The organism is Geodermatophilus obscurus, assembly GCF_900115395.1.
Lineage (GTDB): Bacteria > Actinomycetota > Actinomycetes > Mycobacteriales > Geodermatophilaceae > Geodermatophilus > Geodermatophilus obscurus_B.
Genome location: NZ_FOWE01000001.1, coordinates 549,936 through 573,808 on the forward strand (window position 1 = coordinate 549,936; position 23,873 = coordinate 573,808).

Here is a 23,873-nt window from a genome sequence, read left to right on the forward strand (position 1 = left end):
CCATGACGCTCGCCGCCCCGCGGCCGCCCGCCACCGGTGCCGACGACGCCGCCCTGCGCGAGATCGAGCAGCGCGTGCTGTGGCTGGCGACGGCGGTCGTCGACCACGCCAACCGGGTGCGCCCCAACCCGACCGGGCTCAAGGTCGGCGGCCACCAGGCCTCCAGCGCCTCGATGGTCACGATCATGACGGCGCTGTGGCTGGAGCAGGTGCAGGCCGACGACCGGGTGAGCGTCAAGCCGCACGCCAGCCCCGTGCTGCACGCGCTGGAGTTCCTGCTCGGGCAGCTCGACGCCTCGTGGCTGACCACGCTGCGCCAGTTCGGCGGGCTGCAGTCCTACCCCTCGCGGCTGAAGGACCCCGTCCCGGCCGACTACTCCACCGGCTCGGTCGGCATCGGGGCGACCGCGCCGATCTGGGGGGCGCTGGCCCGCCGTTACGTCAACACCCAGTTCGGCGCCGGCGGCACCGGGCGGCAGTGGTCGCTGGTCGGCGACGCCGAGCTCGACGAGGGCGCCGTCTGGGAGGCCGTGCTCGACCCGATGGTCGCCGAGCTCGGCGAGGTGGTGTGGGTCGTCGACCTCAACCGGCAGTCGCTGGACCGCGTCGTGCCCACGATGGGCGCCACCCGCCTGCAGGGCATGTTCGCCGCCGCCGGCTGGCAGGTGCTCACCGTCAAGTACGGGGCGCTGCTGGAGGAGCTGTTCGCCCGCCCCGGCGGCGCGGCGCTGCGCGACCGCATCGACGGCATGGGCAACGCCGAGTACCAGCGGCTGCTGCGCCGCTCGGCCGAGGAGGTGCGCCGCGAGCTGCCGGGGGAGGGGCCCGGGGCCGCCGCGGTCGCCCGCCTCGTCGCCGAGGTACCCGACGCCGACCTCGTCGCCGCGGTGCGCAACCTCGGCGGCCACGACCTCGCCGCGCTGCGGGGGGCCTTCGCGCGGATCGACGACACCCGCCCGACCGTCGTCATCGCCTACACGCTCAAGGGCTACGGCCTGGCCACCGAGGGCCACCCGCAGAACCACTCCGCGCTGCTCACCGAGGCCCAGCTGCACGAGCTGGCCGCCCGCGTCGGCGCCGACCCGGCCGACCCGTGGGCCGGCTTCCCGGCCGGCAGCGCCCCGGCGCGGCTGCTCGCCGGCGCGGCCGCCCGCCTCGCCCGGCCGCCGGCCGACACCGCCCCGCCGCCGGCCGTGCCGGAGGACCTCGGCCGCACCCCGTCGGGCACCGCGACGACGCAGGCCGCGCTGGGCCGGACCCTGCTCGACCTCTCCCGCGCCGCGCCCGAGGTGGGCCGGCGGGTGGTCACCGTCAGCCCCGACGTGTCCAGCTCGACCAACCTCGGTGGCTGGGTGAACAAGGTCGGCGTCTGGTCGCACGAGGACCGGCGCAACTGGTTCGCCGACGACCCCGAGACGATCCTGCACTGGCGCGAGCGGCCCTCCGGGCAGCACGTGGAGCTCGGCATCGCCGAGACCAACCTGGTCGGGGCGATCGGCGAGCTGGGGGCGACCTGGTCGCGGTGGGGCCAGCCGCTGCTGCCGATCGGGGTGCTCTACGACCCCTTCGTCGGGCGGGCGCTGGAGCCCTGGTCGTTCACCGTCTACGCCGGCGGGCAGTCGCTGCTGGTCGGCACGCCGTCGGGGGTGACGCTCGCGCCGGAGGGCGGGGCGCACCAGTCGATCACCACGCCGTCGATCGGTCTCGAGCAGCCGGGGTGCCTGTCCTACGAGCCGGCGTTCGCCCTCGACACCGAGTGGTGCCTGCTGGCCGCGCTCGGGCAGATGGGCCGCGCCGGCGGGCAGTCGGCGTACGTGCGGCTCTCCACCCGCCCGGTCGACCAGGCGCTGGCCGCCGTCCCCGCCGACCCCGCGGCCCGGGAGCGCCGCCGGCGCCAGGTCGTCGCCGGCGCCTACCCGCTGCGGCGGGTGGCCCGCCCCGCGGTCACCCTCGCCGCCATGGGCGCGCTGGTCCCCGAGGCGCTCGAGGCCGCCGCGCGGCTCGACGGGCTCGGGTTCCCCGCCGACGTCGTCGTCGTGACCAGCCCCGGGCTGCTGTTCCGGGCGCTGCAGGCCCGCCGCGGCCTCGACGAGGCGTCGCCGTGGGCGCTCGACGGCGCGTTCCCCGCCGGCCGGGCCACCCCGCTGGTCACCCTGCTCGACGGCCACCCGCACACGCTGGCCTTCCTCGCCGGCGTCCGCGGGGTGCCGGCGACCCACCTGGGCGTCACGCGCTTCGGCCAGAGCGGCGACCTCGACAGCGTCTACCGCTCCCACGGCATCGACGTCGACTCGGTGGTCGGCGCCGCGCTCGACCTGGTCGACTGAGGTGCGCGCGTTCGTCGTCACCGCGCCGGGGGAGGGCGGGGTCCAGGACGTCCCGGAGCCGGTCGCCGGCCCGGGGGACGTCGTCGTCGAGGTCGAGCGGGCCGGCGTCTGCGGGACCGACGTCGAGTTCTGGACCGGCGAGCAGGCCTACCTGCGCCAGGGCCTCGCCTCCTACCCGCTCCGGCTGGGCCACGAGTGGGCCGGCACGGTGTCCTCGACCGGGGACGGGGTCGACCCCGCGTGGGTGGGACGGCGCGTCACCGGCGACACCATGCTCGGCGACGGCACCTGCCGCCGCTGCCGCCGCGGGCACCAGCACGTGTGCGGGCAGCGGCAGGAGGTCGGCATCCTCGGCGACCGCCCGGGCGCGCTGGCCGAGCGGCTGGCGGTGCCGGCGCGGTCGCTGCACGTCCTGCCCGGCACCGTCGACCCGGTCGTCGGCGCCCTCGTCGAGCCCGGCGGCAACGCCCTGCGGGCGGCGCAGGCCACCGGCGGAGGCCCCGGCGACCGCGTCCTCGTCGTCGGCCCCGGGACGATCGGGGTGCTGACGGCGCTGTTCCTGCGGGCCGCCGGCGCCGAGGTCCACCTGCTGGGCGTGACCGCGCCGTCGCTCGCCTTCGCCCGCGCCCTGGGGTTCGCCGCCGACGTCACCGTGCCCGCCCTGCCCTTCGACGCCGTCGTCGACGCCTCCACCGACGCCGCCACCCCGGCGCGGGCGCTCGGCCTCGTCGAGCCCGCCGGCCGGGTCGTCCTCATCGGCCTGGCCACGACCGCGAGCACCCTGGACACCCGGTCGCTGGTCCTCGGCGACGTGACCGCGGTCGGGGTCCTGTCGGCCTCCCCGGGGCTGGCCGCCACCGTCGCCGCGTACGCCGCCGGCACCGTCGACCCGCGGCCGCTGGTCGCGGCCACCGTCGGCCTCGACGGCGTCGGTGACGTGCTGGCCGGTCGTCGACCCGCGGGGGCCGGCCCCAAGGTGCAGGTCGACCCCGCGCTGCGGTGAGCCCCGGCGAGCCCGGTGACGGGCGCGCCGCGGCGTGTGGAAGCGTTCGGCACGTGATCGGACACGACGACCTCGCCGTGCGGACGCTCGGGCCCTGCCGCATCGACTCACCGCTGGCCGAGCGGCTCGAGGCCCGCGAGACGACGCAGCACTCGGTGATGGAGGACGACCGGGTCCTCTTCGACGACACCCTGTCCATGGCCGGGGCGCGGGACGTGCCGGTGCAGGGGCTGCCCAGCCTCGAGCCCGGCGGCCCGCGCAAGCGGATCTACTTCGACCCGGCCAAGACCCGGGTCGGCATCGTCACCTGCGGCGGGCTGTGCCCCGGGCTCAACGACGTCATCCGCGGGCTGGTGCTCGAGCTCGCCCGCCACTACGGCGTCCGCCGGATCGTCGGCTTCCGCAACGGCTATCGCGGCTTCATCCCGCACTACGGGGAGGACGTCGTCGACCTGGCCCCCGACGTCGTCCAGCACATCGACGACGAGGGCGGCACCATCCTCGGCACCTCGCGCGGCAAGCAGGACCCCGAGGAGATCGTCGACGCCCTCGAGCGGCTCAACATCAACATCCTGTTCGTGGTCGGCGGCGACGGCACCCTCCGCGGCGCCATGGACGTCGTCCGCGTGATCGGCGAGCGCGGCCTGAAGGTCGCCGTCGTCGGCATCCCGAAGACGATCGACAACGACATCCCCTACATCGACCAGAGCTTCGGCTTCCAGACGGCGATGGCCGAGGCCACCAAGTCCATCCACGCGGCCAGCGTCGAGGCGCGGTCCGCGCCCGGCGGGGTCGGGCTGGTCAAGCTCATGGGCCGGCACTCGGGCTTCATCGCCTGCTACTCGGTGCTGGCCAAGGACGACGCCGACTACGTGCTCATCCCCGAGGTGCCCTTCACCCTGCACGGCGAGCGGGGCTTCCTGGAGCACCTGCGCCGGCGCGTGCAGGAGCGCGGGCACGCCGTCGTCGTCGTGGCCGAGGGCGCCGGGCAGGAGCACATCGAGGGCGAGGAGCCCGGCCGCGACGCCTCGGGCAACGTCCGGCTCGGCGACGTCGGGCGGCTGCTGCGGCGGCTGATCACCGAGCACCTCGACGCCGCCGGCGTGGAGAACAACGTCCGCTACTTCGACCCCAGCTACGCCATCCGCAGCGTGCCGGCCAACGCCTACGACAGCGCCTACTGCCTGCGGCTGGCCCACGCCGCGGTGCACGCGGCGATGGCCGGGCGCACCGAGGTGATCGTGGCGCGGCGCCGGCGCCGGTTCGTGCACATCCCGATGGCGCTGGCGGTCAGCCGGCGCAACCACGTCGACCCGCTGGGCGACCTGTGGATGTCGGTGCTCGAGGCCACCGGGCAGCCCGTCCGCTTCGAGTAGCGGCTCCCCGGGGCGCGGCCGGCGCCGCCCCCCGGGGCCGGGGTCACTGCTTCTTGTCGGGAGTGGTCAGCCGCTCCATCTGCGACCGCGCGTCGACCTTGGCCTTGCGGTCGGTGCGCTTCTCCTTGATGGACTTGCCGGACTTCTTCGACATCGAGTGGCGCGGTGACTTGTCGGCCATGGCGGGCTCCTGGTCGGCGGGTGGACGGCGCCGCCTCGGGAGGCGGTCCGGCCGGGACGTGCGCCGGCCGGTCGGCCGGCGCCGTGCGGGGCCGGCGCGCCGGCCCCGCGGGCTCAGGCGGAGGGGCGCCCGCCCGCCGGCGCGTCGAGGCCGGCGAGCAGGAGCGTGGGTTCGTCGTGGTTCGAGCGGTCGGTGGCCGCGGTGAAGGCCCGCTCGGCCGCCGCCGGGGTGGTCCGCGGCGGCACCACGAGCAGGTCCAGCCGGCCGCGGCCGGGGTCGCCGGTCAGGTTGAGCAGGTGCGGGTCGAGGTGGCGGAACCAGCCGAGGCGGACGGTGCGGTCCCCGGTCTGCAGCCGTCGCGGGGTGACCGCCCACGCGTCGGGGTTGTACGCGACCCGGGTCGCCCGGATGCCGCGGCGCTGCAGCTCCTCCAGCAGGGGGGACAGCTCGGCCTCGAGGTCCGCCGTCCGGGGCCACCAGGCCCCGTCGAGCGTGGTCCGCGCCGACGGCGGGTCGATGAGCGCGAGCCGGACGGCGCCGTCGTCGGCACCGGCGGCCGCAGGCGGTGCCGCGGGCTCGGGGCCGCGGCGGGTGACCCGGATCGTCGTCACGACCGGACCGCGGTCCGGCGGGGGCGGAGGGGGTGCGGGGTGAGTCCCATGTCCGGGACCGCCGATCTCCCTCCGGGAGCGGAGGGGCTGGGCGCCGGAGCGGCACCGTCTCCTGAACCTACACCCGCCGGGAGGCGGGCGGACCGCACACGCGCGGCCGTTGCGGGGACGAGACCCTGGCCGCTGGGTCGCTGGCCGGCTGGGGAGCGGCGGCCCGCGGGGTCAACCTGGCGTCACCGGTGGTGGGGGAGGGGCTGGTCCCGGCGGGCCGGCCCGCCTCGGCCGCCGGGATCGCCACCGCCCTGGCGCTCGGCGGCCTCGGGGTGGCCACTCTCCCGGCCCGGACCGCGACGCCGCTGCAGCGGGTCTACGGCGCGACGCTGGTCTGGGCGCTCGTGGGCGTCGCCGACGGACGCCGGGCGAGCTCCCGGCCCGTCGCCGCGGCCGCCGTGGTCGCCGCGCTGCCGGTCCTGCGGCGCCTGCGCTGACCGGGGTCTCCGGGCTCCGCCGGTGGGCGCCACCCCGTCGCCGCGCCGGCTGGGACACTGGGTACGGAGCCCACCTGGCGGACGGACCCGCTCCGGACCTCGACGACGAGCCCGGCACCCGCGCCGGTGGCCGAGCCCGGGACCCTCCCGGCGCGCACCCGCGTGCCCGGAGACGACAGCGAAGGACACCGAGACCACATGGCAGACCGCCTCGCCGCCGTCCTGTTCGACATGGACGGCACCCTCGTGGCGACCGAGCACCACTGGGGCGCGGCGCTGTCCGGCCTCGCGGAGCGCCTGGGCGGGCAGCTCGGCGGACCCGCCCGCGAGGCGACGGTCGGCACGAGCATGCGCACCGCCCTGGACATCCTCTACGCCGACCTCGGCACCGACCGGGCGGCGCAGTGGGAGACCGACGCCGCCTGGGTCGAGCAGACCGTCGCCGGCCTGCTCGCCGAGGACGCCCCCTGGCGCCCCGGGGCCCGCGAGCTGCTCGCCCAGGTGCGGTCCGCGGCGCTGCCCACCGCGCTGGTCACCACGACGTCCCGTCCGCTCGCCGACCTGGTGATCGCGCGGCTGGCCCGCGACCTCGACGTGCCGCCCTTCGACCTCACCGTCTGCGGGGACGAGGTGCCCGCGCTCAAGCCCGACCCGGCGCCCTACCTGCAGGCCGCGGCGGCGCTCGGTGTCGACCCGGCCGACTGCGTGGTCGTCGAGGACTCCGCCTCCGGGATCGCGGCGGGCCTGGCCGCCGGGTGCGCCGTCCTCGGGGTGCCCTCCCTGCAGCCGCTGGCCCCGGCGCCGGGACTGGTGCTGCGCGACACCCTCGAGGGGCTCGCTGTCGCCGACCTGGAGCGGCTGCTCCTCGACCGGGCCGCCGCCTCCCGCTGACGCTCACGCCGCCGGGGCCACCTCGCGGCCGCGGGAGACCACCAGACGGACCCGCTGCAGGGCCGCGAGGTCGGCGGTGGCGTCGCCGTCGACCAGGAGCAGGTCGGCGTCCAGGCCGGCGGCCAGCCGGCCGGTCCGGCCGCCCAGCCCGCAGGCGTCGGCGGCCCGGCCGGTCGCCGAGGCGAGCGCGTCCGCCGGGCGCATCCCCGCGTCGGCGAGATCGGCGACCGCGAGTGGCAACAGGCCGTGCGGCTTGCCGGGACCGATCCCGGCGTCCACGCCGCTGACCAGCACGACGCCGGCCCGGTGCAGGTCCCCGGTCACCTGCAGGCGGCGCTCGTAGGTCATCCCCAGCCGGTCGATCAGCTCCTGGACGCGCAGCGGCGGCGCGACGCCGGGGAGGATCCCCAGCGTCGGGCAGACGACCGTGCCGGCGCGCGCCAGCGCCTCGGCCAGCCGCGGCGGCACCCCGAACCCCTCGGCGGTCAGGCAGGAGCCGTGCTCGATGCCGTCGACACCGGCCGCCAGGACCTGCTCCACCGCGACGACGGGGTGCGCGTGTGCGGTGACGGGCAGGCCGAGCCGGTGGGCCTCCTCGACCACCGCTCGCAGGTCGTCGTCGCTGAACTGGCAGGCGAACATGTCGGTGCCGGGCGTCATGGCCCCGCCGCTGGCCATGACCTTCACCAGGTCCGCGCCCCGCTCGGCGCGGTCCTGCACGGCCCGCCGGAGCTGTTCGGCACCCGACGACTCGCCCCCCATGGAGCAGCAGTGCCCGCCCGGCGAGGTGATCGGCGGCCCGGCGGCGACCACGGTGGGTCCGGTCCGCGGCGCCCGGTCGACGACGGCCCACCGGTGGTCGCCGAGGTCACGGACGGCGGTGACACCAGCGGCGAGCTGCTGGGCGAGGGCGGCGGTGATGACGGCGTCGAGTTCAGCGGCGCTCAGTTCGGGGAGCTGTTCCAACGCGCGGACCCCGTTGTCGCCGCACAGGTGCACGTGGGTGTCGATCAGCCCCGGCAGCAGCGTGGTGCCGGGCAGCGCGGTGACCCGGACGTCCGCGGGTGCCGGTGTGCCCGCCGGCTGGACGGCCACGATGCGCTCCCCGTCGACCAGCACGAGCGCGCCGCCGGGCAGCACCCGCTCACCGTCGAAGGCGCGGTCGGCCCGGTAGCCCCGCATCCGGCCTCCTCGGGGTGGCGGACGTGGGCGCACGCTCCCGGGCCGCCCTGGGGCCGGTCAACGGGACCCCACGCGTCTCGGGACCTGAACGCTCCGTTATCCCCAACTGTGCAGGCAGAACCTGCTACCGCGCAGGCGTGCAGTGATCACGGAGTCCACGTGGCGACCCCCCGATCGGCGGCGGCGTGTCGCCGCGCCGGCGCCATGATCGTTTGTCGGGGATCGCCGTCGGTGGGAGAGGCGCCGCAGAGGCCGCGGTGGGTCGCCGCCGGTCACCCGAGCGGAGACACCGGCGCGCCGCCGTCGTCCCCGCGGTGGCGGACCCGGGGGACGGCGCGGGGGCAGGCGTCAGTCGCGCTCGACGACCGGCAGCGTCGCCCAGCCGGCCGCGGCGGCGGCCTCGGCGGGGAACGGCGGGGGAGTGCCGCCGAAGGAGGGGCACAGCGCCTGGTGGTCGCACCAGTCGCACAGCCGCGTGCGGTTGGGCCGGAAGTCGCCGGTGGCCACCGCCCGCTCGATCGCCGCCCAGATCGCCAGCAGCGTGCGCTCGAAGCGCAGCAGCTCACCCTCCTCGGGGGCGTAGGTGAGCGCCTCGCCGTCGCCGAGGTAGATGAGCTTGAGCTGGCTGGCCACCACGCCGCGGGTGCGCCACAGCACCAGCGCGTAGAACTTCATCTGGAACAGCGCCTTGGACTCGAACGCCTCGCGCGGCATCGAGCCGGTCTTGTAGTCGACCACCCGCAGTGCGCCGTTGCGGGCGACGTCGAGGCGGTCGACGTAGCCGCGCAGCAGCAGCCCGTCGGGCAGGGTGACCTCGACCAGCTGCTCGCGGCCCTCGGGCTGGATGCGGGTCGGGTCCTCCAGCCGGAAGTAGGTCTCCACCAGCGTCCCGGCCGAGGCCAGCCACGACTCGAGCGACGGCGGCTCGGCGCCGTCCTCACCGGGGGCGAACAGCGCCGCCACCTCCGGGTCGGCCTGCAGCTCCTCCCAGGCCGGGCCGACCAGCCCGCGGGCGGCCTCGACGGTGCGCTCGGCCTGCGGCAGGTCGTAGAGCCGCTCGAGGACGGCGTGCACCAGCGTGCCGCGCACCGCGGCCGGGCTGCGCTTCTCCGGCAGCCGGTCGATCGTGCGGAACCGGTAGAGCAGCGGGCAGGTCTTGAAGTCCGCCGCGCGGCTGGGCGACAGCGACGGCCGCCGCGGCGCCCGCGCGTCCGGGGCCTGCTCGCCGCCGGCGGTGGTGTCGGGGAAGACCGCTGCCGTCATGTCATCGAGGCTAGGTCGCCCCACCGACAGTTCCGCCGCCCCCGCGCCGGACGGGACCGATCCGCCGCTCGCCTAGGCTCGCCGCCCGTGGACCCGCAGCCCGACCCGCAGCCCGACCCCAGCCGGAACGCCGACAGCTCCGCCCTCGCGCCCGCCGCCGAGGAGGTCCCGGCCGGTCGCCGGTCGCCGACCGCCGTGGGGGGGCCCGTGCCCGGCGCCTTCGCCGTCGGGGACCGGGTCCAGCTCACCGACCCCAAGGGCCGGCTGCACACCGTCGTCCTGGAGGCCGGCAAGCAGTTCCACACCCACCGCGGCGCCATCGCCCACGACGACCTCATCGGCGCGCCCGAGGGCTCGGTCGTGCACTCCACCGCCAACACCGGTTACCTGGCGCTGCGCCCGCTGCTGGCCGACTTCGTCCTGTCGATGCCGCGCGGCGCCCAGGTCATCTACCCCAAGGACGCCGCCCAGATCGTCGGCAGCGGCGACATCGGCCCCGGCATGCGGGTGCTGGAGGCCGGCGCCGGCTCCGGCGCGCTGACCTGCTCGCTGCTGCGCGCGGTCGGGGAGTCCGGCCGCGTCACCAGCTACGAGCGGCGCGAGGACTTCGCCGACGTCGCCCGCGGCAACGTCGGCGCCTTCTTCGGCGGCGTGCCGGAGAACTGGGACCTGCGCCTGGGCGACCTCGCCGACCACCCCGCCGAGGAGGTCGTCGACCGGGTGGTGCTGGACATGCTCGAGCCCTGGGCGGTGCTGCCGACCGTCGCCGCGGCCCTGCGCCCCGGCGGCGTCCTAGTCGGCTACGTCGCCACGGTCACGCAGCTGTCCACCTACGTCGAGGCGCTGCGCGCGCAAGGCGGGTGGACCGAGCCCTACGCGTGGGAGTCGCTGGTCCGCCCGTGGCACGCCGTCGGGCTGGCGGTGCGTCCCGAGCACCGGATGGTCGCCCACACGGCGTTCCTGGTGAGCGCCCGCCGGCTGGCCGAGGGCGTCGTCGCCCCGGTCCGGCAGCGCCGCGCCGGCAAGGGCTGACCACCCCGCCGCGCGCCGGTGACGGGGGCGTCACGGTCCCCGCGAGCCCCGGGCAGGGTGTCGGTCGGCGTGTATAGATTTGCCTCCTGGCTCCCCCCGATGTGTGCGGAGGTGCGCGATGGGCCCCGGCCATGGCAATGGTCCCGACGAGTTCCGAGCGCGGCGCGAGCGTGACGTCTCCGCCCTGCTCTCCCAGATCTCCTACCTCGAGGAGGAGATCGGCCTGCTGCGCCGCAAGGTGTCCGACAGCCCGCGCCAGGTGCGCGCGCTGGAGGAGCGGATCGCCGAGGCGGAGGGCCGCGCGGCCTTCCTCTCCGAGCGCAACGACAAGCTGGCCGGCACGCTGCGCGACGCCCGCGAGCAGCTGGTCACGCTCAAGGAGGAGGTCGACCGGCTCGGCCAGCCGCCGTCGGGCTACGGCGTCTTCCTCGGCCGGCACGACGACGGCAGCGTCGACGTGTTCACCGGCGGCCGCAAGCTGCGGGTCTCGGTCTCCCCGGCCGTGGAGGGCGAGGCGCTGCGCCCCGGCCAGGAGGTCATGCTCAACGAGGCGATGAACGTCGTCGAGGCGCTCGGCTTCGAGAAGCAGGGCGACGTCGTCATGCTCAAGGAGCTCCTCGAGCCCGTCGACGGGCTCACCCGGCGGGCCCTGGTGATCGGCCACACCGACGAGGAGCGGGTCGTCTACCTGGCCGACTCCCTCACCGACCAGCCGCTGCGGGTCGGCGACTCGCTGCTGCTGGAGTCGCGGTCGGGCTACGTGTACGAGCGGATCCCCAAGAGCGAGGTCGAGGAGCTCGTCCTCGAGGAGGTCCCCGACATCGACTACTCCGACATCGGCGGCCTGTCCCGGCAGATCGAGCAGATCCGCGACGCCGTGGAGCTGCCGTTCCTGCACGCGGACCTCTTCCGCGAGTACGAGCTGCGCCCGCCGAAGGGCATCCTGCTCTACGGCCCGCCCGGCTGCGGCAAGACGCTGATCGCCAAGGCCGTGGCCAACTCGCTGGCCAAGAAGGTGTCCGCGGTGAAGGGGGAGGGGCAGGCCAAGTCCTACTTCCTCAACATCAAGGGCCCGGAGCTGCTCAACAAGTACGTCGGCGAGACCGAGCGGCACATCCGGCTGGTGTTCCAGCGGGCCCGCGAGAAGGCCAGCGAGGGCACGCCGGTCATCGTCTTCTTCGACGAGATGGACTCGATCTTCCGCACCCGCGGCTCGGGGGTGTCCTCCGACGTCGAGTCGACGATCGTCCCGCAGCTGCTCAGCGAGATCGACGGCGTCGAGGGCCTGGAGAACGTCATCGTCATCGGCGCCTCCAACCGCGAGGACATGATCGACCCGGCGATCCTGCGGCCCGGCCGCCTCGACGTGAAGATCAAGATCGAGCGGCCCGACGCGGAGGCGGCCCGCGACATCTTCAGCAAGTACCTGACGCCGACGCTGCCGATCCACCCCGACGACCTCGCCGAGAACGGCGGCAGCGCCGAGGCCACCATCCAGGCGATGATCCAGCGCACCGTCGAGCGGATGTACACCGAGAGCGAGGAGAACCGCTTCCTCGAGGTCACCTACGCCAACGGTGACAAGGAGGTCCTGTACTTCAAGGACTTCAACTCCGGGGCGATGCTGCAGAACATCGTCGACCGCGCCAAGAAGATGGCCATCAAGGAGAGCCTCGAGGTCGGCTCCCGCGGCCTGCGGGTCGGCCACCTCATGCAGGCGTGCGTCGACGAGTTCAAGGAGAACGAGGACCTGCCCAACACCACCAACCCCGACGACTGGGCGCGGATCTCGGGCAAGAAGGGCGAGCGGATCGTCTACATCCGCACGCTCATCAGCGGCAAGGGCAGCGAGTCCGGCCGCGCGATCGACACGGCCACCAACACCGGCCAGTACCTCTGAGCCCGACCGGCCGCCGCGCTCCCGGCGCGGCGGCCGGCGGTGTCCCCGTGCGCGGCGGGCGGGCAGCGACCCGTCCGACGCCCCGGTCGTCGCGCCCCGGCGGCGTCGCGTGGTCCCTCGTGCCGCCGGTGGCCCCGGGCTCCCTGGCGGGCCCGGAGGGCGGGAGTCGGCGGGGCCTAGTCTCGGTCGCATGAGCGTCAGGCGGGTGATGGGCACCGAGATCGAGTACGGCATCTCGGTCCCCGGGCAGCCCACGGCCAACCCGACGACCCTCTCCAGCCAGGTGGTCAACGCCTGGGCGGTGGCCGACGCACCCACCCGCCGGCGCCCGCGCTGGGACTTCGAGGAGGAGTCGCCGCTGCGCGACGCCCGCGGGTTCGACCTCTCCCCGGCGCAGGCCCTCGACCACAACGACCTCGACGAGGACTCCGGGATGGCCAACGTCATCCTCACCAACGGCGCCCGGCTCTACGTCGACCACGCCCACCCGGAGTACTCGACGCCGGAGGTCACCAACCCGCGCGACGTCGTCCTGTGGGACAAGGCGGGGGAGCGGGTGATGGCCGAGGCCGCGCGCCGGGCCGCCCGCATCCCCGGCACCCAGCCGATCCAGCTGTACAAGAACAACACCGACGGCAAGGGCGCCAGCTACGGCGCGCACGAGAACTACCTGATGGACCGGCGGACGCCGTTCATCGACATCATCCGCGGGCTCGTCCCGTTCTTCGTGACCCGGCAGGTGTTCGCCGGCGCCGGGCGGGTGGGCATCGGCACCGAGGGCCGCACCCAGGGGTTCCAGATCTCCTCGCGCGCGGACTTCTTCGAGGTCGAGGTGGGCCTGGAGACGACGCTCAAGCGGCCGATCATCAACACCCGCGACGAGCCGCACGCCAACCCCGACGAGTACCGCCGGCTGCACGTGATCATCGGCGACGCCAACCTCGCCGAGCTGTCGACCTACCTCAAGGTCGGGACGACGTCGCTGGTGCTGGCGATGATCGAGGCCCGGGCGCTGACCGAGGACCTCACGATCGAGGAGCCGGTCGCAGCCCTGCAGGCGGTCAGCCACGACCCGTCGCTCACCTACCTCGTGCGGCTGCGCGACGGGAGGCGGATGACGGCGCTCGACGTCCAGCGCGCCTACCTCGACCAGGCAGCCGCCTTCGTCGAGCGCACCGGGGAGACCGACGCCCAGACCGCCGACGTGCTGCGCCGGTGGGCCGGGGTGCTCGACGACCTCGCGGCCGACCCCATGCGGCTGGCCGACCAGCTGGACTGGCCGGCGAAGCTGCGGCTGCTGGAGGGCTACCGCGCCCGCGACGGGCTGGGCTGGGGGGACTCCCGGCTGCAGCTCGTCGACCTGCAGTACTCCGACGTCCGCCCGGACAAGGGCCTCTACCACCGCCTGGTGGCGCGCGGCTCGATGCAGCGGCTGCTCAGCGACGACGAGGTGACCCGGGCGATGGTGACCCCGCCCGGCGACACCCGGGCCTACTTCCGGGGCGAGTGCCTGCGGCGCTTCCCCGCGCAGGTGGCCGCGGCATCGTGGGACTCGGTGGTGTTCGACCTCGGCCGGGAGAACCTCGTGCGCATCCCCACCATGGAGCCGCTCAAGGGGACCCGCGACCACGTGGGCGTGCTGTTCGAGTCGACGTCGAGCGCGCAGGAACTGGTCGACACGATCACCGGCGGGTGACGGACGGCCCGGTCGAGGTCGCCCGGCGGCTGGCCGGGGAGCTGCTCGCGCCCGCGGCCGCCGAGGTCGACGCCACCGGCGTCCTCCCGCGCGGGCAGCTGGACGCCCTGGCCGACGCCGGTCTCTACGGCCTGGTCGGCCCGGCCGGCGCCGGGGGACTGGACGCCGACGGGGCGACGCTGGCCGCCGTCGTCGAGGAGCTCGCGGCCGGCGACCTGGCGACCGCGTTCGTCTGGCTGCAGCACCACGGCGTCGTCGGCCGGCTGGCCGCCACCGGGCTGCACCCGGACCTGCTGGCCGACCTGTGCGCGGGGCGCCGGCGGGCCGGCATCGCGCTGCAGGCGGCCACCCGTCCGGACGCCGCGCCGGTCACCCTGCGACGCCACGGCGGCGACCCGGTGCTCGACGGCGCCGTGCCCTGGGTGACCGGCTGGGGACTGGTCGACGTCGTGCTCGTGGCCGCTCGCGACGGCGAGGACGTGGCGTTCGTCCTGGTCGACGCCGTCGAGGGGCCGGGCCTGGGCGTGGTGCCGCAGTCGCTGGTGGCGGTGCAGGCCAGCGCGACGGTCGAGCTCCGGCTGACCGGGCACCGGGTGTCCGCCGGCCGACTGCTCGGCAGCACCCCGCTGTCCCGGGTGCGGGCCGGGGACGCCGCCGGGCTGCGGCTCAACGGCTCGCTGGCGCTCGGGCTGGTGCGCCGGTGCTGCCGGATGGTCGGCCCCTCGCCGCTCGACGGCGAGCTGGACGCCGCCCGGGCACGTCTGGACGCCGCCGGGCCCGCCGACCTGCCCGCCGCGCGCGCCGAGGCGGCGGCCCTGGCCCACCGGGCCTCCGGTGCCCTGACGGTGGCCACCGGGAGTGCGTCGGTGCGGGCGGGCAGCGTGGCCGAGCGGACGGCCCGCGAGGCGCTGTTCCTGCTGGTGTTCGGCTCCCGGCCGGCGATCCGCGCGGCCCTGCTCGGCCGGTTCGGCGCAGCCCGGTGAGACGGCCGGATGTCGGTACCTGCGGGTAGTTTCAGCGGCAGCACGCACCGTGCGCGCACCAGGGGAGGGCTCATGGCCACCAGGGACACCGGCGGGCAGCAGCGCGCCACCCGCTCGCGTGAGGAAACCGACGAGGTCGAGGCCTCGGTCGACACCGAGGTCGCCGAGCGGCACAAGGAGGTGTCCGAGGACGTCGACGCGATCCTCGACGAGATCGACGACGTCCTCGAGGAGAATGCAGAAGAATTTGTCAGGAGCTATGTTCAGAAGGGCGGACAATAGACCGTTCTTCCGACAGTTCTTCATCGGAAACAGTACACACCAAGTATTGTCGGGATTGTGGTGAGGAACGACCCGTCGCGGAGTTCACGTCCGACCGGTCGCGCCGTGATGGCCTGAGCTTCTACTCCCGAGTACACGCACGGCGTCGCCTCCTGAGAGCCAAGGACGCTCGCCAGGGTCCACCCAAGCGTCGGCATCGCCGCGAGATCTCGGTGCCCGACGGACACGAGTGGTGCCCGGACTGCGGCCAGGTGAAGCCGCTCGACGACTTCGTCGGCAACCGGAGTCAACCCTCAGGACGGCAGCCCTACTGCAAGCCCTGCCACAACGCTCGGGGCAGGGCGTCGAAGGACAGGATGGGTGGGTCGCGGACCTACCACCTCAAGAGGCGCTACGGCATCACTGCAGCAGGGCCGACTCGATGCTGGCGGAGCAGGGCGGCCTCTGCGCCATCTGCGTCAAGGCGCCGGCGGAGCACGTGGACCACTGCCACGAGACGGGTAGGGTCCGCGCGTTGCTGTGCTCCAACTGCAACGGCGGGCTCGGCCAGTTCAAGGACGACCCCGTTGTCCTGCGTGCCGCCGCTGAGTACGTCCTGCGCTACCGGGCGCTGCAGGCAGGGGAGGGCGCGGCTCTCTGACCGGCCGGGTTCAGGACACCAGTAGCGCGCCCGCGGCGATCGCCGCCACCGACCCGACCGCGGTCAGCGCCCCGACGACGCGCTCGAACCCGTCCCGGGGACGGGGGCTCCCGTGGGGGAGCGCGTCCGGCCGCGCGGGGACGTCCCACGCCTCGCACAGCAGGCGCGGCAGTGCGAGCGCGAGCCGCTGCTGCCGGTCCAGCAGCAGCCGGCGCACCTCCGCGGCCTCCGGCAGCGCCTCGAGCTGCGACCAGGGGACCACCACGTGCCCTCCGGGGTCGGACAGCCCCACCGTGACCAGCCTCCCCGTGTCCTCGTCCCGGCCGACGGACACCGCCGTCACCCGCGCGAGGTCGACCCCGTGCGCGCCGAGCGGGGTCCGTCCGCTCAGCACCGTCCCGTCCAGCCGCAGCCGGCCGACGCCGTGGTGCCGCACCCGCGCGTGGAGGGTCCCGGCGGCCGGCAGCACCGCCGCCGTGGCCAGCACCGCCGCCCACATCGCGTCGCTGTCGAGCACCGCCCGCCCCCAGGCCGCACACAGCCCGCACAGCGCGACCAGGAGCAGCCCCGAGGCGGCCATCGCCGCCCGGCGCCGTCCCGCCGGCACCCGCGGCACCACCGGCTCCCCGGCCGGCCGATCGACCCTCGCCACCTGCTCGTCCACTGCGTCCCCCTCCGTCCGGTCGGTCCGGGCCGCGGCAACCTAGACGCCACGGCGCCCGCCGGCCAGGCCCGCCCGCGCCGCGGGCTCGCCGCCGTCCCCGCCGGTAGGGTCGGCGACGAGCCGCCGCGGCCCGGCCGCGGCACGTCGAGGAGCGACCCCGGACGGGGCGGAGAGGTGGACGGGTTGACCCAGTCGCACACCGGCCGGAGCGGCTTCCCGCCCGCCTACCTGGACCGGGTGGGCTCCTCGTTCACCGACTTCCTCGCGGTCACCGCGCCCGATCTGCTGCCGGGGAGGCGTCCGCTGCCGACCGTGAACGCCGGGGACCTCACACCGCACGGCACGACGATCGTCGCCGTCACCTACGCCGGCGGCGTCCTCATGGGCGGCGACCGCCGCGCCACGATGGGCAACCTGATCTCCAGCCGCGACATCGAGAAGGTCTACCCGGCCGACTCGTGGTCGGTGATCGGCATCGCCGGCGCCGCGGGCATCGCGATCGAGATGGTCCGGCTCTACCAGGTGGAGCTGGAGCACTACGAGAAGATCGAGGGCCTGACCCTCAGCCTCGACGGCAAGGCCAACCGGCTCGCGCAGATGATCCGCGGCAACCTCGGCGCCGCCCTGCAGGGCCTCGCCGTCGTCCCGCTGTTCGCCGGCTTCGACCTCGACGCCGCCGAGGGCGCCACCCCGGGCCGGATCTTCAGCTACGACGTCACCGGCGGGAACTACGAGGAGCGCGGCTACGCCGCCGTCGGCTCCGGCTCGCTGTTCGCCAAGAACTCGCTGAAGAAGACCTGGCGCTCGGGGCTGGACGCCGGTGCCGCGACGCGCACCGTCGTCGAGGCGCTCTACGACGCCGCCGACGACGACTCCGCCACCGGCGGGCCCGACCCGGTGCGGCGGCTGTACCCGATCGTCTACCGCGTCGACGCCGAGGGCGCCGTCCGGCTGACCGACGCCGAGGTGGCCGACGTCGCCGACGCGATCATCGGCGAGCGCGCCGCGGCCGACCGCGAGAACGTCGACCGGGGGGCCTGACCGCCATGACCATGCCGTACTACGCCTCGCCCGAGCAGCTGATGCGCGACCGCTCGGAGTACGCCCGCAAGGGCATCTCCCGCGGCCGCAGCGTCGCCGTCCTCACCTACGCCGACGGCGTCCTGTTCATCGCCGAGAACCCCAGCTCCACGCTGCACAAGGTCGGCGAGCTCTACGACCGGATCGGCTTCGCCGCGGTCGGCCGCTACAGCGAGTTCGAGAGCCTGCGGGTGGCCGGCGTCCGGCTGGCCGACGTCCGCGGCTACTCCTACAACCGGCGCGACGTCACCGGCCGGGTCATCGCCAACGCCTACGCGCAGACCCTCGGTGAGATCTTCACCCAGCAGACCAAGCCCTACGAGGTCGAGCTGTGCGTGGCCGAGGTCGGTGCCGAGCCCGACGCCGACCAGCTGTTCCGGCTCACCTTCGACGGGTCGATCGTCGACGAGCCCGACTTCGTCGTCATGGGCGGGCAGGCCGACGCCGTCACCGGGCACCTGCGGGAGAACTTCCGCCACGGCCTGGACCTCGCCGAGGCGCTGATGGTGGGCGTGCGCGCGCTGTCGGCGGTCAGCCCGGCGATGGCCGGCGGCAACGGCAACGGGCAGCTGCTCACCGCCGCGCAGCTGGAGGTCGCCGTGCTCGACCGCCGCCGTCCCAAGCGGGCCTTCCGCCGGGTGGTCGGCGCGGCGCTGGGCACCCTGCTCGGCGACCGGTCCGCGGGGGAGGTCGCCCCGCAGGGGGCCACGCACCCGCACTCGCCCAGCGCCTCCCAGCCGGGCACCCCGGCCGGCCTGGGTGACCCGGCCGCGCCGGACACCGTCGGCGGCGGTGACGGCTCGGGGGAGGGCTCGGGACCCCAGGCCGGGCCGGCGGACGGCGTGGGCGGCGGCACCGACGGCGGCACCGACGGCGGCACGGGCGGGGGCACCGACGGCGGCACGGCGTCCTGAGTCCGCAGGAACCGGCCGGAGTCGCATCCGGCGCCTAGGCTCGGTCCGTGGACCGACGGATCTTCGGGATCGAGACCGAGTACGGCGTCACGTGCACGTTCCGGGGGCAGCGGCGGTTGTCCCCGGACGAGGTCGCGCGCTACCTGTTCCGCCGCGTGGTGTCCTGGGGCCGCAGCTCGAACGTGTTCCTGCGCAACGGGTCGCGGCTCTACCTCGACGTCGGCAGCCACCCCGAGTACGCCACCGCGGAGTGCGACGACCTCACCGAGCTCGTCGTCCACGACAAGGCCGGTGAGCGGATCCTGGAGGGCCTGCTCGTCGACGCCGAGCAGCGGCTGGCCGAGGAGGGCGTCACCGGCGACATCTACCTGTTCAAGAACAACACCGACTCGGCCGGCAACAGCTACGGCTGCCACGAGAACTACCTGGTGGGCCGGCACGGGGAGTTCTCCCGGCTGGCCGACGTGCTCATCCCGTTCCTGGTCAGCCGGCAGCTGGTGGTCGGCGCGGGGAAGGTGCTGCAGACCCCGCGCGGGGCGATCTACTGCGTCAGCCAGCGCGCCGAGCACATCTGGGAGGGCGTGTCCTCCGCGACCACGCGGTCGCGGCCGATCATCAACACCCGCGACGAGCCGCACGCCGACGCCGAGCGCTACCGGCGGCTGCACGTCATCGTCGGCGACTCCAACATGAGCGAGACGACGACGCTGCTCAAGGTCACCATCACCGACCTGGTGCTGCGGATGATCGAGGCCGGGGTGCCGATCAAGGACATGGCGCTGGAGAACCCGATCCGCGCGATCCGCGAGATCAGCCACGACACCACCGGACGCCGCAAGGTGCGCCTGGCCAACGGCCGGGAGATGAGCGCGCTGGAGATCCAGGCGGAGTACCACTCGCGGGCGGCGGAGTTCGTCGACCGGGAGGGCTTCGGCCCGGTGCACCGGCAGATGCTCGAGCTGTGGGGGCGGGTGCTCAAGGCCGTCGACTCCGGCGACCTGTCCCTCATCGACCGCGAGATCGACTGGGCGATCAAGCTCTCCCTCATCGAGCGCTACCGCGCCAAGCGCGACCTGACGCTGTCCTCGCCGCGGGTGGCGCAGATGGACCTCGCCTACCACGACATCTCCCGCACCCGCGGGCTGTACTACCTGCTGGAGCGGGCCGGGCAGGTCGAGCGGGTGGCGCACGAGCCGCGGGTGTTCGAGGCCAAGAACGTGCCCCCGCAGACCACCCGCGCCAAGCTGCGCGGGGAGTTCATCCGCCGCGCCCAGGAGAAGCGGCGCGACTTCACCGTCGACTGGGTGCACCTCAAGCTCAACGACCAGGCCCAGCGCACCGTGCTGTGCAAGGACCCGTTCAAGAGCGTCGACGAGCGCGTCGAGAAGCTCATCGCCAGCATGTGACCCGTGGGCGCGGCACTGGTCACCGGGGTCAGCAGGCGGGCCGGCATCGGCTTCGCCATCGCGCGGCGGCTGATCGATCGCGGCGACCGGGTGGTCGTGCACTCCTGGGCCCCGCACGACGCCGGGCAGCCCTGGGGCGCCGACGACCTCGACGCCGTCCTGGCCGCGCTGGGCTCCCCGCCGCACCCCGCCGGTGACCTCGCCGGTCACGTCGCCGGTCACGTCGCCGCCGACCTCGCCGACCCCGACGCGCCCGCCGCCCTGGTCGCCGCGGCCTGCGAGGCGGCGGGGCCGCTGTCGACCCTCGTGGTCAACCACGCCCGCAGCGCCCTGGGCCGGCTCGAGGACGTCACCGCCGACGAGCTGGACCGCTGCCTCGCGGTGAACGCCCGGGCCGCCGTGCTGCTCGTCCAGGCCTTCGCCGCCCGGTACGAGCCGGCGGCCGGCCCGGGGTCGGTGGTGCTGTTCACCTCCGGCCAGCACCGCGGTCCCATGGCCGGGGAGATCCCCTACGCCCTGAGCAAAGGCGCGGTGCAGCAGGTCACCGCCACCCTCGCCGACGCCGTCGCCGACCGGGGCATCACGGTCAACTGCGTCAACCCGGGCCCCACCGACACCGGGTGGGCGGATCCCGGCCTCGCCGGGCAGGTGGCCGCGGCGATGCCCCGCGGCCGGTGGAACACCCCGGACGACGCGGCCGCCGTCGTCGCCTGGCTGACCGGCCCCGACGCCCGCTCGGTCACCGGCGCCACCGTCGACGCCGAGGGCGGCTTCCGCCGCTGAGCCCGGGGCGGGCGGTGGTCAGACCTCCTCGGGCAGCGGCACCCGCAACGCGGCGTAGCGGCCGGCGGCCGCGGCGGCCAGGAAGTAGGCGCGCTCCTCGGGCCAGCCGCGGCCCATCGTCGACAGCGTCACCGGCGACAGCTGCAGCGCCTCGTCCAGCCCGTCGACGTCGACCCACACCACCCGGTTGCGCTCGGGCTGCCCGGCGAGGTCCTCCTCGACCTGCTGGCCGAGCTCGGAGCCCAGCCCGCGCGGGGCGATGAGCGTCACCCCGGCCAGCGCCACCCGCCCGAAGGCGGTCAGCGAGTGGTGGGAGACGCCGCGGTGGCGCGGCCGCGGGTCGGCGTCGGAGATCCGCAGCGCGCCGATCGGCTCCCCGCCCAGCACGCTGACGGCGTTGCACGCCTCCCCGGCCGCCACGCCGGAGAACCCCCACGGGGTGCCGGTGCCGAGGTTGCCCGGGCCCTGGGTGACCACCGTGACGTCGGCGCCGAGCACGTGCTTGGCCGCGAGCAGCCCGGTGTGCAGGGTGACCGCCTCCAGGTCCCCGCCGAAGGCCTGCCCGACGGTGACCACCCCGGTCAGCGACGGCGCCAGGGTGTGCAGCGTCCGGGAGAACCCGGCGACCAGCGCGCCGCCGTCGGTCATGACGTAGGCGACCTTGAGGTCGGGGTCGGTGGCGAACACCCCGATGAGCGCGGCCGGCAGCGCCGAGTGCAGGTCGGCGACGACGACCGGCATGCCGCCGAGGTCCTCCGCCTCGGCGATGGCGGCGTGGTGCTCGGTGTCCTGCTCGTCGACGCCCTGCACGCTCACCTGCAGCGGCGTGTACCGGGCCTTGACCAGGTGGCCGGGGCCGGTGGGGTCCGGCGGCAGCCGGTCGGGGACGGCGACGACGAGCGCGTAGCCGCCGGTGCCCAGCCGCTGCGCCCACGCGGTGGTGTTGAGCAGCACGTCGTCGCCGACCTCGGGGACGCCGACCAGCGACGGGTGGGCCAGCGAGCGCACCTCGCCGTCGCCGGGCACCTCGACGGTGAGCTCGAGTGCGTCGCGCCAGCTCCGCCCGGTCGCGGTGACCGTGCCCCGCCGCCAGCGGATCCGTTGCGGAACAGTCCGTTTCTCCCCCACGAGGGCGAGGCTAGCCAGGGACCGAGCGGTCCGCGGCCCGGGCCGGTGCTGCCGGCCCGTTCTGACTAGCCTGTGCGCGTGTCGGCGAAGCGGGCGGAGCGACTGGTGAACCTGGTCATCGCCCTGCTCGGCACCCGGCAGTTCGTGACAGCGGCCCGGATCCGGTCGATCGTGCCCGGGTACGAGCCCGACGACGGCACCGCGCGGGCCGACGAGGCCTTCAAGCGCATGTTCGAGCGGGACAAGGCCGAGCTGCGGGAGATGGGCGTCCCGCTGGAGACCGGCCGCACCAGCGTCTTCGACACCGAGGACGGCTACCGCATCGCCCGCGCCGACTACGAGCTGCCCGAGATCACCCTGACCGGCGAGGAGGCCGCTGCCGTCGGCCTGGCGCTGCGGCTGTGGGAGTCCGCCCAGCTCGCCGGTGCCGCGCACAGCGCGCTGCTGAAGCTGCGCGCCGCCGGCGTCGACGTCGACCCGGGCCGCACGCTGCCCATCCAGCCCCGGCTGGACTCCGACGAGCCGGCGTTCGAGCCCTGCTACGCCGCCGCCCGCGACCGCCGCGTGCTGACCTTCGACTACCGCCGTCCCGACGAGGCCACCCCGGCCCGTCGCCGCGTGCAGCCGTGGGGCGTGGTCGCCTGGCACGGCCGCTGGTACCTCGCCGGCCTCGACCTCGACCGGCGGGCCCCGCGGGTGTTCCGGCTGTCGCGGGTCGTCGGCACGCCGCGCGCCAGCGGGCCGGAGAACGCCTTCGAGCCGCCGCCCGACGTCGACCTCGCCGGGCTGGTCGCCGGGGCCTTCGGCGGCGGGGGAGAGGAGCAGCTGGTGGTCGTGCGCGCCCGGCCGGGCAGCGCGGTCGGTCTGCGCCGCTGGGCCCAGCCGCTCGGTGCCGGAGCCGACGGGGAGGACCGCCTGCAGCTGCGCACCACCGAGCCGTGGCGGCTGGCCGACCAGCTGGCCGCCTACGGGCCCGACGTCGTCGTGGAGTCGCCCGCGCACGTGCGGGAGGCCGTCGTCGAGCGGCTGCGCCGGCTCGCGGGGACGACGGGGGAGGCCCGGTGACCAGCCCGGCCACCTCCGAGCGGATGACGCGGCTGCTCTCCCTCGTGCCCTACCTGACCGCCCGGCCCGAGGGCGTGCCGCTGGGGGAGGTGGCGCGCGACTTCGGCGTCCCCGAGCGGCAGCTGCGCCGCGACCTCGAGCTGCTGTGGATGTGCGGGCTGCCCGGCTACGGCCCCGGCGACCTCATCGACCTCGCCTTCGAGGGCGACCGGGTGCGCGTCACCTTCACCGCCGGCATGGTGCGCCCGCTGCGGCTGACCACCGACGAGGCCGTGGCGCTGCTCGTCGCGCTGCGCACCCTGCTGGACCTGCCGGGCCTCGCCGAGCAGGACGCGGTCAGCCGGGCGCTGGCCAAGGTCTCGGCCGCCGCCGGGCACGCCGCCGAGGGGGTCACCCCCGTGGCGCTGTCGGTCGACGCCCGCGAGCAGGCCCTCGCCGTGGTCCGGGAGGGGCTGGAGCGGGGGCGGGCGCTGCACCTGCACTACTACGTGCCCACCCGCGACGAGCGCACCGAGCGCACGGTCGACCCGATGCGGCTGCACCTGGTCGACGGCCGCTGGTACCTGGAGGCGTGGTCGCGGGAGGTCGCCGGGGTGCGCCTGTTCCGCCTCGACCGCATCGACGACGTCCGGGTGCTCGACGAGCCGGCCGCCCCGCCGCCGCAGGCCGCCCCGCGGGACGTGGCGTCCGGGGTCTACCGGCCCGCGCCCGACGCCCCGGTGGTCCGGCTGCGGCTGGCGCGCACCGCCCGCTGGGTGGCCGAGTACTACCCGGTGGAGGACGTCCGCGAGGTCGACGACCCGCCGGGCGGCCTGGCCGTGGCGCTGCGCACCGCCGACCTGGCCTGGGCGCGCCGGCTGGTGGCCTCCCTCGGCGGGGCGGCCACCGTCGACGAGCCGGCGGAGGTGGCGCAGGCCGTGGTCGCCGACGCCCGCGCCGCGCTGGCCCGCTACGGCGTGCCGGTCCCCGGGGCCTAGG

At 75.4% G+C, this 23,873-nt stretch carries 23 protein-coding genes; 17 read left to right on the forward strand and 6 right to left on the reverse strand.

The window, feature by feature from the left end:
• The first annotated feature begins 2 nt into the window (after positions 1–2).
• From BM165_RS02415 to BM165_RS02425, 3 genes are read left to right on the forward strand one after another with little or no spacing between them, the layout of a single operon-like run.
• Positions 3–2,327, forward strand: a complete 2,325-nt coding sequence (locus tag BM165_RS02415; protein WP_075011892.1) for a transketolase-like TK C-terminal-containing protein — start codon at positions 3–5, stop codon at positions 2,325–2,327.
• A gap of 1 nt (position 2,328) precedes the next feature.
• Positions 2,329–3,330 (forward strand): zinc-dependent alcohol dehydrogenase, encoded by a 1,002-nt coding sequence (locus BM165_RS02420; RefSeq protein WP_075011893.1) that lies wholly within the window; start codon positions 2,329–2,331, stop codon positions 3,328–3,330.
• A gap of 53 nt (positions 3,331–3,383) precedes the next feature.
• A complete protein-coding gene (locus BM165_RS02425) occupies positions 3,384–4,706 on the forward strand; it encodes an ATP-dependent 6-phosphofructokinase (RefSeq protein ID WP_075011894.1) in 1,323 nt (440 codons plus the stop codon).
• 43 nt (positions 4,707–4,749) lie between these two features.
• On the opposite strand, the gene BM165_RS24610 is transcribed toward BM165_RS02425, so the two are convergent.
• Both BM165_RS24610 and BM165_RS02430 read right to left on the reverse strand, forming a co-directional pair.
• Positions 4,750–4,887 carry a hypothetical protein gene (locus BM165_RS24610; protein ID WP_177225068.1) on the reverse strand — a complete coding sequence of 46 codons (138 nt, stop codon included), beginning with the start codon at positions 4,885–4,887 and terminating at the stop codon, positions 4,750–4,752.
• Between the two features lie 113 nt (positions 4,888–5,000).
• Positions 5,001–5,498: a DUF5994 family protein gene (locus BM165_RS02430; RefSeq protein ID WP_075011895.1), complete on the reverse strand. Its 498-nt coding sequence runs from the start codon at positions 5,496–5,498 to the stop codon at positions 5,001–5,003.
• Positions 5,499–5,740: 242 nt separating this feature from the next.
• Between BM165_RS02430 and BM165_RS02435 the strand changes: the two genes are divergently transcribed.
• On the forward strand, positions 5,741–5,986 hold the full coding sequence (locus BM165_RS02435) for a hypothetical protein (protein WP_143107985.1): 246 nt from the start codon (positions 5,741–5,743) through the stop codon (positions 5,984–5,986).
• Between the two features lie 198 nt (positions 5,987–6,184).
• Entirely contained in the window at positions 6,185–6,877 is a 693-nt protein-coding gene (locus tag BM165_RS02440) for an HAD family hydrolase (RefSeq protein WP_075011897.1), read from the forward strand.
• A 3-nt stretch (positions 6,878–6,880) separates the two neighbouring features.
• On the opposite strand, the gene BM165_RS02445 is transcribed toward BM165_RS02440, so the two are convergent.
• Both BM165_RS02445 and BM165_RS02450 read right to left on the reverse strand, forming a co-directional pair.
• On the reverse strand, positions 6,881–8,059 hold the full coding sequence (locus BM165_RS02445) for an amidohydrolase family protein (protein ID WP_075011898.1): 1,179 nt from the start codon (positions 8,057–8,059) through the stop codon (positions 6,881–6,883).
• Between the two features lie 348 nt (positions 8,060–8,407).
• A complete protein-coding gene (locus BM165_RS02450) occupies positions 8,408–9,322 on the reverse strand; it encodes a RecB family exonuclease (RefSeq protein ID WP_075011899.1) in 915 nt (304 codons plus the stop codon).
• An 87-nt stretch (positions 9,323–9,409) separates the two neighbouring features.
• Between BM165_RS02450 and BM165_RS02455 the strand changes: the two genes are divergently transcribed.
• From BM165_RS02455 to BM165_RS25105, 6 genes are all read left to right on the forward strand, one after another.
• The gene (locus BM165_RS02455; RefSeq protein WP_280140673.1) at positions 9,410–10,354 is read left to right on the forward strand and encodes a tRNA (adenine-N1)-methyltransferase; all 945 of its coding nucleotides are present in this window, start codon (positions 9,410–9,412) and stop codon (positions 10,352–10,354) included.
• A 118-nt stretch (positions 10,355–10,472) separates the two neighbouring features.
• Positions 10,473–12,254, forward strand: coding sequence for a proteasome ATPase (arc, locus tag BM165_RS02460; RefSeq protein WP_075011900.1), 1,782 nt, complete (start codon positions 10,473–10,475; stop codon positions 12,252–12,254).
• A 190-nt stretch (positions 12,255–12,444) separates the two neighbouring features.
• The gene (gene dop / locus BM165_RS02465; protein ID WP_075011901.1) at positions 12,445–13,950 is read left to right on the forward strand and encodes a depupylase/deamidase Dop; all 1,506 of its coding nucleotides are present in this window, start codon (positions 12,445–12,447) and stop codon (positions 13,948–13,950) included.
• Complete coding sequence (locus BM165_RS02470; RefSeq protein WP_075011902.1) at positions 13,947–14,933, forward strand: acyl-CoA dehydrogenase family protein; 987 nt, start codon at positions 13,947–13,949, stop codon at positions 14,931–14,933. The genes dop and BM165_RS02470 overlap by 4 nt, the downstream gene beginning before the upstream one ends.
• 72 nt (positions 14,934–15,005) lie before the next feature.
• On the forward strand, positions 15,006–15,215 hold the full coding sequence (locus BM165_RS02475) for a ubiquitin-like protein Pup (protein ID WP_075011903.1): 210 nt from the start codon (positions 15,006–15,008) through the stop codon (positions 15,213–15,215).
• A 421-nt stretch (positions 15,216–15,636) separates the two neighbouring features.
• A complete protein-coding gene (locus BM165_RS25105; protein ID WP_208976606.1) occupies positions 15,637–15,855 on the forward strand; it encodes an endonuclease VII domain-containing protein in 219 nt (72 codons plus the stop codon).
• 10 nt (positions 15,856–15,865) lie between these two features.
• Here the strand turns inward: BM165_RS25105 and BM165_RS02485 are convergent, their stop codons facing one another.
• On the reverse strand, positions 15,866–16,507 hold the full coding sequence (locus tag BM165_RS02485) for a hypothetical protein (protein ID WP_143107986.1): 642 nt from the start codon (positions 16,505–16,507) through the stop codon (positions 15,866–15,868).
• 195 nt (positions 16,508–16,702) lie between these two features.
• Here BM165_RS02485 and prcB point away from each other — a divergent pair, with 195 nt between their 5' ends.
• From prcB to BM165_RS02505, 4 genes are read left to right on the forward strand one after another with little or no spacing between them, the layout of a single operon-like run.
• Positions 16,703–17,560: a proteasome subunit beta gene (gene prcB, locus BM165_RS02490; protein WP_075012106.1), complete on the forward strand. Its 858-nt coding sequence runs from the start codon at positions 16,703–16,705 to the stop codon at positions 17,558–17,560.
• A gap of 5 nt (positions 17,561–17,565) precedes the next feature.
• Positions 17,566–18,513, forward strand: coding sequence for a proteasome subunit alpha (gene prcA / locus BM165_RS02495; RefSeq protein WP_075011905.1), 948 nt, complete (start codon positions 17,566–17,568; stop codon positions 18,511–18,513).
• 47 nt (positions 18,514–18,560) lie between these two features.
• Positions 18,561–19,919, forward strand: a complete 1,359-nt coding sequence (pafA, locus tag BM165_RS02500; RefSeq protein ID WP_075011906.1) for a Pup--protein ligase — start codon at positions 18,561–18,563, stop codon at positions 19,917–19,919.
• Positions 19,920–19,922: 3 nt separating this feature from the next.
• A complete protein-coding gene (locus BM165_RS02505) occupies positions 19,923–20,702 on the forward strand; it encodes an SDR family oxidoreductase (RefSeq protein WP_075011907.1) in 780 nt (259 codons plus the stop codon).
• 18 nt (positions 20,703–20,720) lie between these two features.
• Here BM165_RS02505 and BM165_RS02510 read toward each other — a convergent pair whose 3' ends face one another.
• On the reverse strand, positions 20,721–21,830 hold the full coding sequence (locus BM165_RS02510; RefSeq protein WP_075011908.1) for a DUF3866 family protein: 1,110 nt from the start codon (positions 21,828–21,830) through the stop codon (positions 20,721–20,723).
• A 78-nt stretch (positions 21,831–21,908) separates the two neighbouring features.
• Between BM165_RS02510 and BM165_RS02515 the strand changes: the two genes are divergently transcribed.
• Complete coding sequence (locus BM165_RS02515) at positions 21,909–22,895, forward strand: helix-turn-helix transcriptional regulator (RefSeq protein WP_075012107.1); 987 nt, start codon at positions 21,909–21,911, stop codon at positions 22,893–22,895.
• Entirely contained in the window at positions 22,892–23,872 is a 981-nt protein-coding gene (locus BM165_RS02520; RefSeq protein WP_208976608.1) for a helix-turn-helix transcriptional regulator, read from the forward strand. The genes BM165_RS02515 and BM165_RS02520 overlap by 4 nt, the downstream gene beginning before the upstream one ends.
• Position 23,873: the final 1 nt, after the last annotated feature.